Raw genomic sequence first — 16,464 nt, forward strand, 5'->3', positions numbered from 1 at the left:
CGGGAAGGCGTCATTGTAGCGGAGCCACGTCGACCGGGCTTGATCCGGCGCATGCCGTCGAGTCCTGGGGGCGGGCAGCGGTGATCCCGATGCCCACCGGTCAGCCCTGGCGCATCAGGGCTTCGATGTCGTCAACCCGGGTGGGTACGCCGGTGGTCAGCAGCTCGCAGCCGGCTGGGGTGACATGGGCGTCATCCTCGATGCGGATGCCGATGTTCCAGAACTGTTCCGGCACGCCTTCGCCCGGACGCACGTAGATGCCCGGTTCGATGGTCAGCACCATGCCCGCCTGCAGCGTACGCCAGGGTTTGCTGCCGTCGGCGGTGGCCGGATCGCGATAGTCGCCCACGTCATGCACATCCATCCCCAGCCAGTGGCCGGTGCGGTGCATGTAGAACTGACGATAGTCGCCCTTTTCGATGACGTCCTCCAGCGAGCCGACCTTGCTCTTGTCCAGCAGGCCGGTGTCCAGCATGCCCTGTGCCAGTACGCGCACGGCGGCATCATGTCCGTCCATGAAACGCTTGCCCGGTGCGGTTTCGGCGATGGCGGCCGCCTGCGCGGCCAGCACGATTTCATACAGTGCCTTTTGCGGACCACTGAAGCGGCCGTTGGCCGGGAAGGTGCGGGTGATGTCGGAGGCGTAGCTGTCCAGTTCGCAGCCGGCGTCGATGAGTACCAGATCGCCGTCCTTGATCTCGGCGTCGCCGGCGCGATAGTGCAGCACGCAACTGTTGGCACCGGTGGCGACGATGGAGCCGTAGGCCGGATATTGCGAACCATTGCGACGGAATTCGTGCAGCAGCTCGGCTTCCAGGTGGTATTCACGCAGACCGGGGCGGCAGATGCGCATGGCGCGGCAATGTGCCTCGGCGGAAATGATGCCGGCGCGCTTCATGAGGTCGATCTCGAAGGCGTCCTTGAACAGGCGCATGTCGTCCAGCAGCACGTTCACATCGACCACTGCACCCGGCGCCGACACGCCGCTGCGGGCCAGTGCACGCACGCCTTGCAGCCAGCGCTGCAATTGCGCATCACGCTTCTCGTCCTGGCCCAGCGCAAAGTAGACCGCGCGGGCGTCGGCCAGCAGGGCCGGCATGCTCTTGTCCAGTTCGTCGATGGGATGGGCGGCGTCCAGGGCGAACAGCTGCTGTGCGGCTTGCGGGCCGTGACGGTAGCCGTCCCAGATCTCGCGTTCCAGGTTCTTGTCGCGGCAGAACAGGATGCTACGGTTTTCCTTGCCGGCCACCAGTACCAGTACCGCCTCAGGTTCGGTGAAACCGGTCAGGTAGTAGAAATAGCTGTCGTGGCGATACGGATAGTCGGCATCGCGGTTGCGCATCACTTCGGGCGCGGTCGGGATGATGGCCACGCCCCCTCCGGCTTGTTGCAGGCTGGCGATCAGACGCGCCCGGCGGGCGGCGAAGGGAGTGGCGTCGAAGCTCATGGCTGGTTTCCTTGGGGCGGCTGGTTCAGTGCTTCCAGTTGTTCGATGGTACCGACGTTGTGCCACACGCCGCGATAGACGTCACCACCGATACGGCCTTGCGCCGCGTACTCGCGCAAGAGCGGACCGAGCTTGGCATGCTCTCCAGGGGTGATGCCATCGAACATCTGCGGACGGTACACGCCAATGTTGGCGAAGGTCAGCTTGGGTTCGCCGTCATTGGAGAGAGCGAAATTGTTCAGTGCGAAGTCGCCTGCGGGATGGAAGGGCGGATTCTTGACCAGATACAGCCAGGCCATGTCGCGTTTGTCTTCCGGCAGTGGATTGCCCCACGGGTCTTCGTCTTCCAGCACGCTCAGCAGTTCGGAGTAATCGAAGTGCGGGCACCAGATGTCGCCGGATACTGCAATGAAAGGCTCTTCGCCCAGCAGGTGGCGCGCCTGGGCGATGCCGCCTGCGGTTTCCAGCGCCGTGCCTTCGGCCGAGTAGCGCAATTGCGCACCGTAGCGGCTGCCGTCACCGAGGGTGTCTTCGATCATTTGCCCCAGATGGGCATGGTTGATGACGATCTCGGTGATGCCGGCGCGCACCAGCGTCAGGATCTGCCAGACGATCAACGGCCGGCCGCGGACCTTCAACAGCGGCTTGGGGCAGGTATCGGTCAGCGGACGCATCCGCTCGCCGCGTCCGGCGGCGAAGATCATGGCTTTCATGGTCGGCGCCTCAGAAGGTGTAGCCGAACTTGGGTGCGTGTTCCTGTTCCAGCTTTTCGATCAGGCGCACCAGCGGGGTGAAGGCCACGTAGCGGCGCGCGGTCTTGAGGGTGTATTCCATCACCAGCGGGATGTCCTTCAGGTAGCCATCCTTGCCATCGCGGTGCCACAGGCGGGCGAAGATGCCCAGCACCTTCAGATGGCGCTGCAGGCCCATCCACTCGAAGTCACGGTAGAAACTGTCGATGTCGGGCGTCACCGGCAGGCCGGCGCGGCGCGCCTTTTCCCAGTAACGGATGGCCCAGTCCAGCACCATTTCCTCGTCCCACTGGATGTAGGCGTCGCGCAGCAGCGAAACCAGGTCATAGGTGATGGGGCCATAGACCGCATCCTGGAAATCGAGGATGCCCGGATTGCCCTTGGGCAGCACCATCAGGTTGCGCGAATGGTAGTCCCGATGCACATAGACCTGCGCTTGCGCCAGGTTGTTGGCCAGGATGGCGTCGAAGGTCTTGTCCAGCACCGCATTCTGCTCGTCGGTGAGCGTCACGCCCAGGTGCTTGCCGATGTACCACTCGCGGAACAGTTCCAGCTCGCGCAGCAGCAGCGGCCGGTCATACTCTGGCAGCGCTTCGGGCTTGCTTTGCGCTTGTAAAAGTACCAGGGCCTCGATCGCGTCCATGTATAGTGCGTGCGCACTATCGGCTGACAGTTGCGACAGGTAGGTGGTCGAACCCAGGTCCGAAAGCAGCAGGAAACCGCGTTCCGCATCCTGCGCCAACACCTTGGGCACGGTCACACCGGTTTCGCCGAAGAGGCCGGCGACCCTGACGAAGGGGCGAACGTCTTCCTGCGGCGGTGGGGCATCCATGACGATGGCCGTGCCACCGTCCGGCGTGTCCACGCGGAAATATCGGCGGAAACTGGCGTCGGCCGAGGCCGGGCGCAGGGAAGAGGGCAGCACGGGCGTGGCGGCCAGGGTGGACAGCCAGGCTTGCAGTTCGGACAGGCGGGAATCGGGGTTAGAACCAGGTGAAGACATGAACTATCTGAGGAAATCGTTGGACGTGGTTGAGTTCCCATATAATAAGGGATTAACCCCAAAAAATCCGCCTGCACGGTATCTAGCCTCTCTTTTCATGATCCGGTTTTCCAAGTCTTTAACTGAACGTACTGTCAACTGGCGGCTGGCGCGTCTGTTTTCTTCGGCAATGGTGGTGGCTTCGGCCTCGGCCCTGTTGCCGCTTTCCGTGCACGCGCAGATGAGCCTGCCCACGGCCTCGCCAGCACCCACCCCGGCGCAGGACCAGGACGCCCCGGTCAACGTCAGTGCCGAGCAGATGACCGGCCGTCCGGATCGTCAGGTCAACCTCGATCGCGACGTCGAACTGGTCAAGGGCAGCACCACCATCAAGTCCGACAAGGCCGAATACCGCATCATCCAGGACGAGGTCGAAGCGACCGGGCACGTCTGGATGCAGCGCCTGCAGGACCAGTACACCGGCGACTATGCCGAGATGAACATGGGCACCGGCGCGGGCTACGTGACCAAGCCGACTTATCTGCTGGGCAAGAACGGCGGACGCGGCAAGGCCGAACGCATCGATTTCATCTCCAACGATGAGGCGCAGGTGACCCGTGGCACCTACAGCACCTGCGAAGCCCCGGACCCGGACTGGTACCTGCGCGCCAATACCATGGACCTGGACAGCGGCCGTGACGAGGGCGTCATGCATGGCGGTCTGGTTTATTTCAAGGATGTGCCCATCCTGGGCGCACCCTGGATGTCGTTCCCCTTGTCGGGCGAGCGCAAGTCTGGTGTGTTGCCGCCGACCATCGGGATGACCACCAATGGTGGTGCCGAAGTCGCGGTACCCTATTACTTCAACCTGGCGCCCAACTATGATCTGACGCTGGTGCCGAAGTATATCGCCCGGCGCGGCCTGCAAATGGGGGCTGAAACCCGTTACATGGGCGATAGCTACAATGGTGTCACCTATGTCGAAGGCATCCAGGATCGGGTTACCGGCACCGGGCGCTATTCGCTGTCCTCGATCCATAACCAGACCCTGGCCCCCGGCCTGCAGCTGGCGTGGAACCTGAACAAGGCTTCGGACAACGACTATCCGTCCGATTTCGCGCATTCCATCACGGCTAGTACACAGCGTTTGTTGCCGCGTAATGTTAGCCTAAGCTATGGCAGCACCTATTGGAGCGTCGTTGGCCTGGTTTCCAAGTACCAACTGCTTCAAGATGTCAATGCACCGATTAGTAAGCCCTACGACCGTGTACCTCAGCTGACTTTCAACGGTACCCGCTATGACGTCGGCGGCTTCGATTTCAATACGGTCGCCGAATTCACCCGTTTCAGCAGCGGCGACCTGGTCGGAGGCGATCGCAGCTATGTGACGCAGACCGTGTCGTATCCCATCATCCGTCCCGGCTATTTCATCACGCCCAAGGTGATCCTGGATGCCACGCAATACAGCCTGAACAACACTTCAGTTGGGCAGCCGACTACCTTCTCGCGTACCTTGCCGACCCTGTCGCTGGACTCGGGCATGATCTTCGAGCGTGAATCCAACCTGCTCGGCCGCAGCATGACGCAAACACTGGAGCCGCGCCTGTTCTATGTGCGCACGCCCTATCGCGACCAGTCACAATTCCCGGTCTTCGATTCGGGCCTGGCGGACTTCAACTTTGCCCAGATCTTCACCGAGAACCGCTTCGTCGGCCACGACCGCATCAGCGATGCCAACCAGCTGACTGCCGCCGTGACCTCCCGCCTGATCGAGGAGAACGGCCTGGAGCGCCTGCGCGCCGCAGTCGGTCAACGTTATTACTTCAGCGACCCCAAGGTCGGTATCAGCGGCACCACCACCACGAACCTGGGCAGCAAGTCCGACCTGCTGCTGGCACTGGGTGGCCAGATCACGCGCGAATTCTCCACCGACAACACGGTGCAGTACAGCGAAACCCTGCGCCAGATGGTGCGTTCGACCTTCGGCATCCGCTGGCAGCCCGCCCCCAAGCGCGTGCTGAACCTGCAATACCGTCTCGACCGTACCTACATCAACCCCTACACCGGCGTGCTCGACCCGCTCAAGCAGGTGGACATTTCCGGTCAATGGCCGCTGACCCAGCGTATCTACGCCGTGGGCCGCATGAACTATTCCATCCCCGACCGCACCGTGGCCGAAGGCCTGGCCGGCTTCGAATACAAGGCCGATTGCTGGGTCTTCCGGGTGGTCGCGCAGCGCATTCCGACGTCCTCTACCAAGGCGTCCACGGGCTTCTTCATCCAGCTCGAACTCAATGGCTTCTCCAAGATCGGCTCCAACCCAATGGAGGCGATCAAGAGCAGCGTGCCCGGTTACCAGAACGTGAACCTGCCGGACTCCATGACCGGCAACAACAACTTCTAACCTTTTACGAACCAACGATCAGTCCATGCGTAATATGCGTACACCCCACCTCGCAACAACCAAAACAGTGACCGCGCTGCTGTGCATGCTGGGCGTGATCAGCAATGCGCATGCGCAGTTCGCGACCACCATCATCCCCGTGACACCGCCCGAGACCGCGGCCAGCACCCAGCAGGCCGCACCGGCCAAGGCGGCGTCCAAGCCCGCCACCAAGCCGGCTGCTGCCAAGCCGGCGGTGCCGGCCGCAGCCCCTGCGGCAGCGGTGGCCACCCCGGTCACCACAACCGGCGGCCGCGTCGATCCGCGCCCGGTGGATTCGATCCTGGTGGTGGTGAATAACGAAGTCATCACCCGCCAGGAAGTGGCCGAACGCCTGGCCAGCGTGGAAAAGCGCATGGCTTCGCAGAATGTGCAGCTGCCGCCGCGTGCGCAACTGGTGCGTCAACTGGTCGAACGCATGATCGTCGAACGCGCCCAGGCCCAGATGGCCAAGGAAAACGGCATCGTGGTCGACGACGGCATGCTGGACCGCGCCATGCAACGCATCGCCGAACAGAACAAGCTGTCGATGCCGGAATTCCGCGCCCGCCTGGAATCCGAGGGCATGAACTACGCCAGCTTCCGCGAAGAGATCCGCCGTGAAATCCTCAGCCAGCGCCTGCGCGAGCGCGAGGTCGACAACAAGGTGGTCGTCACCGAATCCGAGATTGACAACTACCTCGCCGCCGAAGCCAATGCCGGTGGCCAGCGCCAGGAGCTCGACATTGCCCAGATCCTGATCCGCGTGCCCGAAAACGCATCCCCCGAACAACTGGCCGCCCGTCGTGATCGCGCCGAGGATGTCCTGCGTCAACTGAAGACCGGTGCTGATTTCGCCAAGACCGCAGCCGCCTATTCCGACGCGGCCGACGCCCTCACCGGTGGCGACCTCGGATGGCGTCCCACCGATCGCCTGCCGCAGCTGTTCCTCGACGGCGTGGCCAAGCTGCAGGATGGCCAGGTCAGCGGCCTGCTCAAGAGCGGCAATGGCTTCCACATCCTCAAGCTGGTCGGCCGCCGCGACGCCGGTGGTACCCAGGCCGCCGCCCCGGCTGTGCAGCAGACCCATGTGCGCCACATCCTGATCAAGGTCAACCAGGTGGTCACCGCCGCCGAAGCCAAGCGCAAGCTGACCGAACTCAAGGAACGCCTGGACCACGGCGCCTCTTTCGAGGAACTGGCCAAGCTGTACTCCAATGACCTGTCCGCCTCCAAGGGCGGCGACCTGGGCTGGATCTACCCTGGTGACACCGTCCCCGAGTTCGAACGCGCCATGGACCAGTTGAAGCCGGGTGAAGTCAGCCAGCCCATCGAGAGCCCGTTCGGTTACCACCTGATCCAGGTGGTCGAGCGCAAGACCGACGACGCTTCCAAGGAACGTACCCGCCAGGCTGCGCGCCAGGCCATCCGCGATCGCAAGATCGAGGAAGCCACCGAAGACTGGATGCGCCAGATCCGCGACCGCGCCTACGTCGAGTACCGCAACGACGAGTAAGTGCAGTGACAGGAAGATAAGAGGGCGCCTCTGTGCCCTCCCACCCGCGCAAGAGGCCGGCCCCGTTGCCGGCTCTTGCATTTTTGAAGCCCGCTTTTTGAAGCCCGCTATCGTGAGTCCTGAAGACGCCATGAACCGACCCATTCTTGCCTTGACCTGCGGCGAACCGGCAGGCATCGGTCCGGAGATTTCCCTGCGTGCCGCCTGGGAGCTGCGCGCGCAGGTGCGCTGCATCCTCCTGGGTGATGCGGCGCTGCTGGCCCAGACCGCCCATGACATCGATCCGGCCATGCGCGTGGCCGCCATCTCCATCCAGGCCTGGCGCAACAGCGGCCTGCCGCACTTCCCGCAGGACTGCCTCACCGTCATTGATTGCCCCGTGGCCGAACCGGTGCGCCCGGGCGTACTGGATGCGCGCAATGGCCGCGCCGTGCTGCAGACACTGGACCTGGCCGTGCAGGGGGCGCTGGCTGGCGCTTTCGCCGCCATCGTCACCGCCCCGCTGCAAAAAAGCAGCATCAACGATGCCGGCGTCGCCTTTACCGGCCATACCGAATACCTGGCCGAGGTCACTCACACCCCGCAGGTCGTGATGATGCTGGCCGGTGGCGATGCCCCCCATCTGCGTGTGGCCCTGGCCACCACGCACCTGGCCTTGAAGGATGTGCCGGCCGCCATTACTGCCACCAGCCTGGCGCGTACGCTGGATATCCTGCAGGCCGACCTGCGTGGCAAGTTCGGCATCGCCAGCCCGCGCATCCTGGTCACCGGGCTCAATCCGCATGCCGGTGAAAACGGTTATCTGGGCCGAGAGGAAATCGAGGTCATCACGCCCGCACTGGAAGCCGCCCGTGCCCGCGGCATCGATGCCCGAGGCCCGTATCCGGCCGACACCCTGTTCCAGCCCAAGTACCTGGAGCAAGCCGATTGCGTGCTGGCCATGTACCATGACCAGGGCCTGCCAGTGCTCAAGTTCGCCAGTTTCGGTCATGGCATCAACATCACGCTCGGCCTGCCCCTGATCCGCACCTCGGTCGATCACGGTACCGCCCTGGACCTGGCCGCCGCCGGCCTGGGACACGCCGACCACGGCAGCATGCTGGTGGCCATCCGCGCCGCCGCCGACATGGCGCGCCGGCAACAGAACGCGGGCCAGTGAGGCCCGCCGCAACACAACACAAGAGCAGACCATGAAACATATCCCGCGCAAGCGCTTCGGCCAGAACTTCCTCACCGACGACCTGGTGCTGCACGACATCATCCGCTCCATCGCCCCCGCCGCCGATGACGCCATGGTTGAAATCGGTCCCGGTCTGGCGGCGATGACGGCCTTGCTGCTGGAGGAACTGCGTCACCTGTACGTGGTGGAACTGGATCGTGATCTGGTGGAGCGCCTCAAGAAACGCTTCGATGCCGCCCGCCTGACCGTGCATTCGGCCGACGCGCTCAAGTTCGATTTCGCCAGCATCCCGGTACCGGAAGGGCGCAAGCTGCGCGTGGTCGGCAACCTGCCCTACAACATCTCCAGCCCGCTGCTGTTCCACCTGGCCGAGATTGCGCCGCAGGTGCAGGATCAGCACTTCATGCTGCAAAAGGAAGTGGTCGAGCGCATGGTGGCCGAACCGGGTGGCAAGGCCTACGGGCGCCTGTCGGTGATGCTGCAATGGCGCTATCACATGGAGCTGCTGTTCGTGGTGCCTCCTACCGCCTTCGACCCGCCGCCCAAGGTCGATTCCGCCATCGTGCGCATGATCCCGCTGGCCCAGCCCATGCCCTGCCAGCAGGCCCTGCTGGAGCAGGTGGTGACCAAGGCCTTCTCGCAACGTCGCAAGGTCATCCGCAACTGCGTGGCGGGCCTGTTCAGCGAAGACGAACTGCGCCAGGCCGGCGTCGATCCCCAGGACCGCCCGGAAGCCGTGCCGGTGGAACAGTTCGTGGCATTGGCCAACCTGCTGGCGGCCCGCCAGGCCTGATTCACCCAGGTTCGCGCCACTGGATGGTGCCGCGTTGCACTTTATTACAGACGCCTGGCCCATCCGTAAGAACTGTAACGAAGTTTCATATTTGGTGGATTTGAGCTGAAGCTGTCTTATATTGGAATCGTGCCGCGACAGATCGCGGACTTCTTTGACAGGAGCCAATCATGGCCAGCAAAAAAATCGCATCGGTATTGATCGCCACCACTCTTCTTGCTTCTGCTGCCGTCGTCAGCGCGCCCGCCATGGCGCATGACCGGGGCGGCAACGGAGCGGCCATCGCTGCCGGTATCATCGGCGCCGTCGCCATCGGATCGCTGATCGCCAACGCCAATTCCGCACCGGTCTATCAGGCCCCGCCGCAGCAGGTCTATTACCAGGCCCCCCAGCCGGTGTACTATCAGCCGCCGCAGCAGGTGGTGTACGAGCAACCGCGTTATTACGCACCTCCGCCGCCGCGCCCGGTGCGTTACGTCGAGCGTACCGAAGTGCGTACCTATCGTTACGATGACCGTTATCGCTACGACGACCGTTCTGCTTATTACTACGGCCGTTGAGGCAGCACACGGGACTGGTCCCCCGATAATGGTCCAGGACATCCACGGCGCAAGCCATCTTGAGGAAAAACGGGCAATCCACGGATTGCCCGTTTTTTTTGCGTCTCCCTCTGCTGCCCAGCGACTGCCTGACCGCCCCGCATCTGCCCGGCCTGGGCGCGAGTCCCTCAAATCGGGGATAATGTCGGCTTGCGTCACATTAGCCATGAATCAAAAGGAGTCGCCAAGTGAGAATGTTGCATACGATGCTGCGTGTGGGAAATCTGGATCGTTCCATCGATTTCTATACCCAGGTGCTGGGCATGAAGCTGCTGCGCAGGAATGACTACCCTGACGGCAAGTTCACGCTGGCCTTCGTCGGTTATGGCGATGAACGTGATCACACCGTGCTCGAACTGACCCATAACTGGGACACCGAATCCTATGACCTGGGCAACGCCTACGGTCATATCGCCATTGAGGTCGATGACGCCTATGCCGCCTGCGACGCGGTCAAGGCCAAGGGGGGCGCGGTCACCCGCGAAGCCGGCCCGATGAAGCACGGCAAGACCGTGATCGCCTTCGTCACCGACCCGGATGGCTACAAGATCGAGTTCATCCAGAAGAAAGAGCAGTACAACGCCGCCGACTGAGGCGCGCGACTGCCAGCCTGCCAGCCCGCTCATGCGGGCTTTTTTCATTGCGAGGACGGGCTGGTCGCTACTCCGGCACTCACGTGGAAGCCACATCACTCCACCCACAACGACAACAGGAACGCCAATTGAGCCTCTACCAACTTTCCAAAAGCCACATGCGTCGCCTGTGGGTCGAATACGGCATTCTCTGGAGCGGCGCCATCATCGTCGGCCTGGTGGCGGTCCTGTATGCGCAGGCCATCGAGATCGGTTTCGGTGTCTTTCGCAGCATCGAACATCGCTCGCCCTGGCTGCCGTTGCTGTTGACGCCGGCCGTCTGTGCCGCCTGCGTCTGGATCACGCGGCGCTACTTCCCCGGGTCTGAAGGCAGCGGTATTCCCCAGGCCATTGCCACCCTGCATGGCGATACCGCCGAGCGTGGCAATGCGCTGCTTTCCATTCGTGTCATGGTCGGCAAGATCGTGCTCTCGGTGGTGGCCATTGCCGGTGGCATGACCATCGGCCGGGAAGGGCCGACGGTGCAGATCGGCGCGGCCATCATGTACAACCTGCGCCGCCTGTATCCGGCCGGATACGAACACATGGAGCGCCGCCTGATCCTGGCCGGCGCGGCGGCCGGTCTGGCTGCCGCGTTCAATACCCCGCTGGCCGGGATCGTCTTCGCCATCGAAGAACTCTCGCGCAGCTTCGAGCAGCGCGCCAGCGGGGTGGTCATCACCACCATCATCTTCGCCGGTCTGGTAGCCCTGTCCATCAATGGCAACTACACCTATTTCGGTTCCATCGCCTTTCCCGGCGAGACCAGCGGCCGGCTGATCCTGGCGGTGGTGGTCACGGCCGTGCTGACCGGCGTGGCCGGCGGCCTGTTCTGCTGGCTGATCCTCAATCCCACCCGCTGGATTCCCGCCAGCGTCGTGACCCTGCGCGCCGAACGTCCGGTGGCCTTCGCCGCCGGTTGCGGTTTCGTCGTCGCCGTCATCGGCGTAGCGGCCGGTGGCGCCACCTTCGGCAGCGGCTACGAGCAGGCGCACGGCTTGCTCAATGATGGCCAGGGATTGTCGGTGTTCTATCCCTTCCTGAAGTTCGCCTCGATGATCGGTTCTTACCTGCCGGGCCTGCCGGGCGGGATTTTCGCGCCCTCGCTGTCCATCGGCGCCGGTTTCGGCAACCTGCTGCACCTGGTCTTCGGCGGGACTTCGCTCCCCATGCTGGTGGCGCTGGCCATGGTCGGCTACCTGGCGGCAGTGACGCAGTCACCGATCACCGCCTTTGTGATCGTGATGGAAATGGTCGATGGTCACGCGCTGGTGATCTCGCTGATGGCGACCGCCTTGATCGCGTCAGCCGTTTCCAAGGTCTTTGCGCCGCCGCTGTATGAAACCCTGGCAGAGCGTTATATGAAGCAGTGATTGCGGTGAATCGTCCGACAGCTGCGTCAATTTGACGCAGCTGTCCATCCCCTTGTCCTCTCTGCATCACCGCCATCGTCGTCGCATGAAGGGGCGGGTCGCGACAATATGTCGCAGTCCTGCAGCGCCGCTCTTCCTGATAATTGTCAGCCTACCGATAACGACAATCACAGGGGAGTTCCATGCAATTGACACCTTGCGCCTGCGCCATTGCGCTGGCCTTCACTGCGTGCGGCCATGCGCTGGCGCAGAGCACCGACGACACCCGCCTACCCACCGTCACGGTCCATGGCGAGCCGTCGGCTCCGAGCACCGCAGCCAATGCGGCAAGCGCTGACAGCACCGCGCTGCTGCTTGACCAGCCAGGTTTCCATGCCGCTGCCGCCGGTGGCGTCTCGGCGCTACCGGTGCTCAATGGCTTTGCTGCCGACCGCCTCAAGATCCGCCTGGATGGCATGGAAGTCACAGCCGCCTGCGGTAACCAGATGAACGCGCCCATGTCCTACATGCCACCTTCGCAGGTCGGCATGACGCGGGTGGTGGCCGGCATCACGCCGGTCAGCATTGGCGGCGACAGCATCGGCGGCAGCATCGAACTGTCTTCGCCGGCACCACAGTTTTCGCAACAGGCGGGGCAGTTGTTGAGCAAGGGCGGCTTCTCGGTTTCGGCACGCAGCGTCAACTCCGAAGTATCGGCATCGGTCAATGCCACGGTGGCCAGCGACAGTCTGTCGGTCAGCTACGTGGGGAGCCAGTCGCGTGCCGAGAGCTATGTCAACGGCAACGGCGACAAGGTCCTCGGCAGCCAGTTCGAGAGCAACAACCACGCATTGACCCTGGCGGCGCGGGGAGACGGCCAGCAACTGGTACTCAAGGTCGGCCAGCAATACATTCCCTATCAAGGCTTCCCGAACCAGTACATGGACATGACGGGAAATCGTTCCACCTTCGCCAATCTGGGCTACGACCGTCGCTTTGGCTGGGGCAAGCTGTTGACCAAATTGTATTGGCAGCGTACCGAACACGAGATGGGCTTCTTCAGTGCGGAGCGCAGCGGCACCATGCCCATGGATACCCGGGGCCGCGACATGGGCTATAGCGTGCGCGCAGACATCGATCTGGGCCAGGACGGTGCCAGCGTGCTTCGCCTGGGCAACGAATTCCACAGCTTCCACCTTGATGATTTCTGGCCGCCGGTACCGGGCTCGATGATGATGGGGCCGAGCACCTATGTGAACATCAACGATGGCAGTCGCGAGCGCATGGCACTGTTCGCCGAATGGGAGCACAAGCTCGATGCGCGCTGGACCACCCTGATCGGCGTGCGCGATGAACTGGTCAGGACCGATGCCGGCAACGTGCAGCCTTACGGTACCGGCATGATGAACATGACCGACCTGATGGCGGCCAACGCCTTCAACGCACGGGATCACGCACGGCGCGACAACAACATCGATGTCACGGCCCTGGCGCGCCTGGAGGCCGATGCCGGTCACACCTACGAGTTCGGCTATGCCCGCAAGACCCGCTCTCCCAACCTGTACGAGCGCTACACCTGGGGCCGCGGCACCATGGCCATGACCATGACCAACTGGTTCGGCGATGGCAACGGTTATGTCGGCAATATCGACCTCAAGCCGGAGGTGGCGCATACGCTGTCGGCCACGGCGGACTGGCACAGCGAGGACAGTGAGGGTAGCGATGGTGCCGGGCCGCGCTGGTTCTTCAGGCTCACGCCCTACTTCAGCTATGTCGAGAACTACATTGATGCAGATGTGATCGGCAGCTTCAATCCCTACAGCGTGAGCAGTGCCTCCGGCAAGCTACTGCAGTTCGCCAACCACGACGCCCGTCTGTACGGTATCAATGCCTCGTGGAAATGGCCGCTGTGGCGCACCGCTGGCCTGGGTGACATTGCCTTCACCGGCAAGGCCGGTCTCACGCGCGGCAAGCGAGTCGATGGCGGCAACCTCTATCACATGATGCCTTTCAACGTGCTGGCTGCGCTGGAACAGAAACGCGGTGCCTGGACTAACCGCGCCGAATTGAACCATGTGGGGCGCAAGACGCTGGTGGACAGCAATCGACTGGAACCGGTCACCGCCAGCTACACCGTCGTCAATCTCAGGACCGCTTATCGCTTCAACCAGGCCATCAGCGTCAATGCGGGCATCAGCAATCTGTTCAACCGCAATTACGCCGACCCGCTGGGCGGGGTCTATCTGTCGGGACTGGCCAATGCCAAGAGCGGCAGCCTGCAAGCCTTGCCCGGCTATGGACGTTCGCTGGATGTGGGCGTGAATGTGAGTTTCTGAGCACGCCAGGGCGCGCCGGTCAGAAGATGGGCAGGGTTTCCGGCGCGCTGTCGCGCAAGGCCTTCTTGGCCGATTCGAACTCGGGGAAGATCGATTGCACCGTGGCCCAGAAGCGCGGGCTGTGGTTCATCTCGCGCAGGTGCGCCAGTTCGTGGGCGATCACGTAGTCGATCAGCGGCAGGGCAAAATGCATCAGCCGCCAGTTCAGGCGGATGCGCGCATCCGAGGTGCAGGAGCCCCACTGCGTGGTGGCCGACGACAGCGCATAGGAGCGATAGGTCACGCCCAGCTTTTCGGCGTAGATCATCAGGCGCTTGCCGAACAGCTCTTCAGCGCGCGCCTGCAGCCAGCCCTGCACGCGATCCTTCAATTGCTGTTCGCCGGCATCGGCCGGCAGGCTGATTGTCAGTTCACGCGTCACGTCATCAAGGATCACCGCCTGGCGCTGGCCGGTACGGATACGCAGGGTGATGTCCTGGCCCAGGTAGGGCAGGGTGGCGCCGTCGCGCCATTGCATCTGCGGTTGCAGGCGTCGTGCCGAGCGCTCGCGGCGTTCGTTGAGCTTGGTGAGGATCCAGCGTTGCTTTTCGCGGATGGCATTGTCGATTTCGGCCAGGGTCACCCACTTGGGTGCGGTCACGCGCAAGCCTTCATCGCTGACCAGGAAGCCGATGGTTCGGCGCTTGGAACGCAACAAGGCGAAATCGATGGTGTGTTCACCCAGGTGGATGCGCCGCTTGCCATCGGCCGGTCGCCCGCTGGGCGTGGCCGGCCGCGGGCTGGCCGGTGCCACTTGGGGGGCGATCAGGGGCGTGGGCAGCGGCGCGGCATGCACCACCGGATTGGGCGTGACGATCAGCGGTGGCTGTACCGTCGGCGAAGGCAGCGCCGGGCCGAGTTCGGCCGGTGGCGCAGTCGCGGTTGCGGGCGCCGCAAACAAGTCCAGTTGCAGCGAGAGCTGGTCGGGATTGGGCTTGGGTTTGCGCAGGTGTATCAAGGTGGTCGCGGCGTCCTGGGGGCAATGGGCTAAGGATGGAGGCCGCGCAGCATTACTGGGAAGCAGCTTGGGCGGCCGGCCGGGGCGCGCTGTTTTTGTAGACGTCCGGCGAAATCACGCGCATCTCCGATTCTATCCAATTTTCGACGCGCTCGTTCAACTCCTGGGGATTGAGGCCTTCCGGCGAAATCGGCTTGCCGATGGACACCGTGATCAGCCCCGGTTTCTTGATGAAGCTGCCCTTGGGCCAGCACTCGCCGGAGTTCATCGCCACCGGTACCACCAGGGTATTGGTTTCCACTGCCAGGCGCGAACCGCCGGCCTTGTACTTGCCTTGCGAGCCGACTGCGGTGCGCGTGCCTTCGGGGAACATCATGATCCACTGGCCATCCTGCAGGCGGCGGCGGCCATGTTCCAGTACCTGGGCAAAGGCGTCACGGCCTTTCTTGCGGTCGATCGGGATCATGCGCAGCAGGGCGATGCCCCAGCCGAAGAAGGGCACATAGGTCAGTTCCTTCTTGAACACGAACACCAGCGGACGCGGGCTGTTGATGACGTAGAAGATGGTTTCCCAGGCCGACTGGTGCTTGGACAGCAGGATTGCCGGCGCATCGGGCAGGTTCTCCTTGCCGCGTATCTCGTAGCGGATGCCGCAGATCACGCGCGCGGTCCAGATCACGAAGACGTTCCAGCGCGACGTCCACCAGTATCGCTGGGCGTAAGGGAAGGGGGCCGACAGCAGGCAGGCGAAGGACCAGATGATGGTGGCCACGGCCATCAGGACCATGAAGACCACCGAACGCAGGATCAGTACTAGGCGCAAAATCGTTTCTCCCATGCCAAGGCATGTTGTTGTTGTGAGGGGATGCTGCCCGCCTTGCGACGGGCTGCCGGCACTATACCGAAACCCCGACCGGCGACTTCAGGATGAAATCAACCACAGCCGATAAATCCGGGAAAACCAGCGTGCCAGGCGGCAGACCGCCCTTGGCCTGGGTCTTTTCACCCTTGCCGGTCAGCACCAGGAAGGGTGCGCAGCCGGCCACATAGCCGGCCTGCAGGTCGCGCAGCGAATCGCCGACGGTGGTCACGCCACCGCGCAGGCTGATGTTGAAGCGCTTGGCGATCTCGTGGAACATGCCCGGCTTGGGCTTGCGGCAATCGCAGTTGTCGGCGTCCGAGTGCGGGCAGAAGAACACTGCATCGATATCGGCACCGACCTGCTGGGCCGCCGTGTGCATCTTCTGGTGGATGGCGTTGAGGGTCTTGATGTCGTACAGGCCGCGCGCCACGCCGGACTGGTTGGTCGCCACCACGACGCGATAGCCCGCCTGGTTCAGGCGCGCAATCGCCTCCAGTGAACCCTTGATGGGGATCCACTCGTCGGGGGACTTGATGTAGGCGTCGGAATCATGATTGATGACGCCATCGCGATCGAGGATGATCAGTTTCATGC

14 protein-coding genes are annotated in these 16,464 nt (G+C 63.2%); 8 read left to right on the top strand and 6 right to left on the bottom strand.

Translation table 11 applies throughout. The features are described 5' to 3' along the window. Nucleotides 1–100: 100 nt before the first annotated feature. From HBH1_RS04405 to HBH1_RS04415, 3 genes are read right to left on the bottom strand one after another with little or no spacing between them, the layout of a single operon-like run. On the bottom strand, nucleotides 101–1,447 hold the full coding sequence (locus HBH1_RS04405; RefSeq protein WP_102661724.1) for an aminopeptidase P N-terminal domain-containing protein: 1,347 nt from the start codon (nucleotides 1,445–1,447) through the stop codon (nucleotides 101–103). Then, complete coding sequence (gene murU, locus HBH1_RS04410) at nucleotides 1,444–2,160, bottom strand: N-acetylmuramate alpha-1-phosphate uridylyltransferase MurU (protein ID WP_102661725.1); 717 nt, start codon at nucleotides 2,158–2,160, stop codon at nucleotides 1,444–1,446. Before murU ends, HBH1_RS04405 begins: the two co-directional genes overlap by 4 nt. 10 nt (nucleotides 2,161–2,170) lie before the next feature. Further along, a complete protein-coding gene (locus HBH1_RS04415) occupies nucleotides 2,171–3,202 on the bottom strand; it encodes an aminoglycoside phosphotransferase family protein (RefSeq protein WP_102661726.1) in 1,032 nt (343 codons plus the stop codon). A 97-nt stretch (nucleotides 3,203–3,299) separates the two neighbouring features. On the opposite strand from HBH1_RS04415, the gene HBH1_RS04420 reads away from it, so the two are divergent. The 8 genes from HBH1_RS04420 to HBH1_RS04455 all read left to right on the top strand — a co-directional run bounded on the left by HBH1_RS04420 (nucleotide 3,300) and on the right by HBH1_RS04455 (nucleotide 14,011). Then, entirely contained in the window at nucleotides 3,300–5,585 is a 2,286-nt protein-coding gene (locus HBH1_RS04420; RefSeq protein WP_102661727.1) for an LPS-assembly protein LptD, read from the top strand. Nucleotides 5,586–5,610: 25 nt separating this feature from the next. Next, nucleotides 5,611–7,119, top strand: coding sequence for a peptidylprolyl isomerase (locus HBH1_RS04425; RefSeq protein ID WP_102661728.1), 1,509 nt, complete (start codon nucleotides 5,611–5,613; stop codon nucleotides 7,117–7,119). A gap of 130 nt (nucleotides 7,120–7,249) precedes the next feature. Next, nucleotides 7,250–8,278 (top strand): 4-hydroxythreonine-4-phosphate dehydrogenase PdxA, encoded by a 1,029-nt coding sequence (gene pdxA, locus HBH1_RS04430; RefSeq protein ID WP_199181519.1) that lies wholly within the window; start codon nucleotides 7,250–7,252, stop codon nucleotides 8,276–8,278. Between the two features lie 31 nt (nucleotides 8,279–8,309). After that, complete coding sequence (rsmA, locus tag HBH1_RS04435) at nucleotides 8,310–9,092, top strand: 16S rRNA (adenine(1518)-N(6)/adenine(1519)-N(6))-dimethyltransferase RsmA (protein WP_102661730.1); 783 nt, start codon at nucleotides 8,310–8,312, stop codon at nucleotides 9,090–9,092. Between the two features lie 170 nt (nucleotides 9,093–9,262). Continuing rightward, nucleotides 9,263–9,652, top strand: a complete 390-nt coding sequence (locus tag HBH1_RS04440) for a hypothetical protein (RefSeq protein ID WP_006462859.1) — start codon at nucleotides 9,263–9,265, stop codon at nucleotides 9,650–9,652. Between the two features lie 227 nt (nucleotides 9,653–9,879). After that, the gene (gene gloA / locus HBH1_RS04445) at nucleotides 9,880–10,284 is read left to right on the top strand and encodes a lactoylglutathione lyase (protein WP_102661731.1); all 405 of its coding nucleotides are present in this window, start codon (nucleotides 9,880–9,882) and stop codon (nucleotides 10,282–10,284) included. A 158-nt stretch (nucleotides 10,285–10,442) separates the two neighbouring features. Then, nucleotides 10,443–11,696, top strand: coding sequence for a chloride channel protein (locus HBH1_RS04450; protein WP_233207521.1), 1,254 nt, complete (start codon nucleotides 10,443–10,445; stop codon nucleotides 11,694–11,696). Nucleotides 11,697–11,878: 182 nt separating this feature from the next. Next, nucleotides 11,879–14,011 (top strand): TonB-dependent receptor, encoded by a 2,133-nt coding sequence (locus HBH1_RS04455; RefSeq protein ID WP_102661733.1) that lies wholly within the window; start codon nucleotides 11,879–11,881, stop codon nucleotides 14,009–14,011. Between the two features lie 19 nt (nucleotides 14,012–14,030). Here HBH1_RS04455 and HBH1_RS04460 read toward each other — a convergent pair whose 3' ends face one another. From HBH1_RS04460 to gmhB, 3 genes are read right to left on the bottom strand one after another with little or no spacing between them, the layout of a single operon-like run. Continuing rightward, entirely contained in the window at nucleotides 14,031–15,008 is a 978-nt protein-coding gene (locus HBH1_RS04460; RefSeq protein WP_102661734.1) for a M48 family metallopeptidase, read from the bottom strand. Between the two features lie 52 nt (nucleotides 15,009–15,060). After that, nucleotides 15,061–15,846 (bottom strand): lysophospholipid acyltransferase family protein, encoded by a 786-nt coding sequence (locus tag HBH1_RS04465; RefSeq protein WP_102661735.1) that lies wholly within the window; start codon nucleotides 15,844–15,846, stop codon nucleotides 15,061–15,063. Nucleotides 15,847–15,904: 58 nt separating this feature from the next. Next, nucleotides 15,905–16,462 carry a D-glycero-beta-D-manno-heptose 1,7-bisphosphate 7-phosphatase gene (gene gmhB, locus HBH1_RS04470; protein WP_006462865.1) on the bottom strand — a complete coding sequence of 186 codons (558 nt, stop codon included), beginning with the start codon at nucleotides 16,460–16,462 and terminating at the stop codon, nucleotides 15,905–15,907. Nucleotides 16,463–16,464: the final 2 nt, after the last annotated feature.

Origin of the sequence: Herbaspirillum sp. BH-1 (assembly GCF_002870055.1) — a bacterium.
Taxonomy (GTDB): Bacteria; Pseudomonadota; Gammaproteobacteria; order Burkholderiales; family Burkholderiaceae_D; genus Herbaspirillum; species Herbaspirillum frisingense.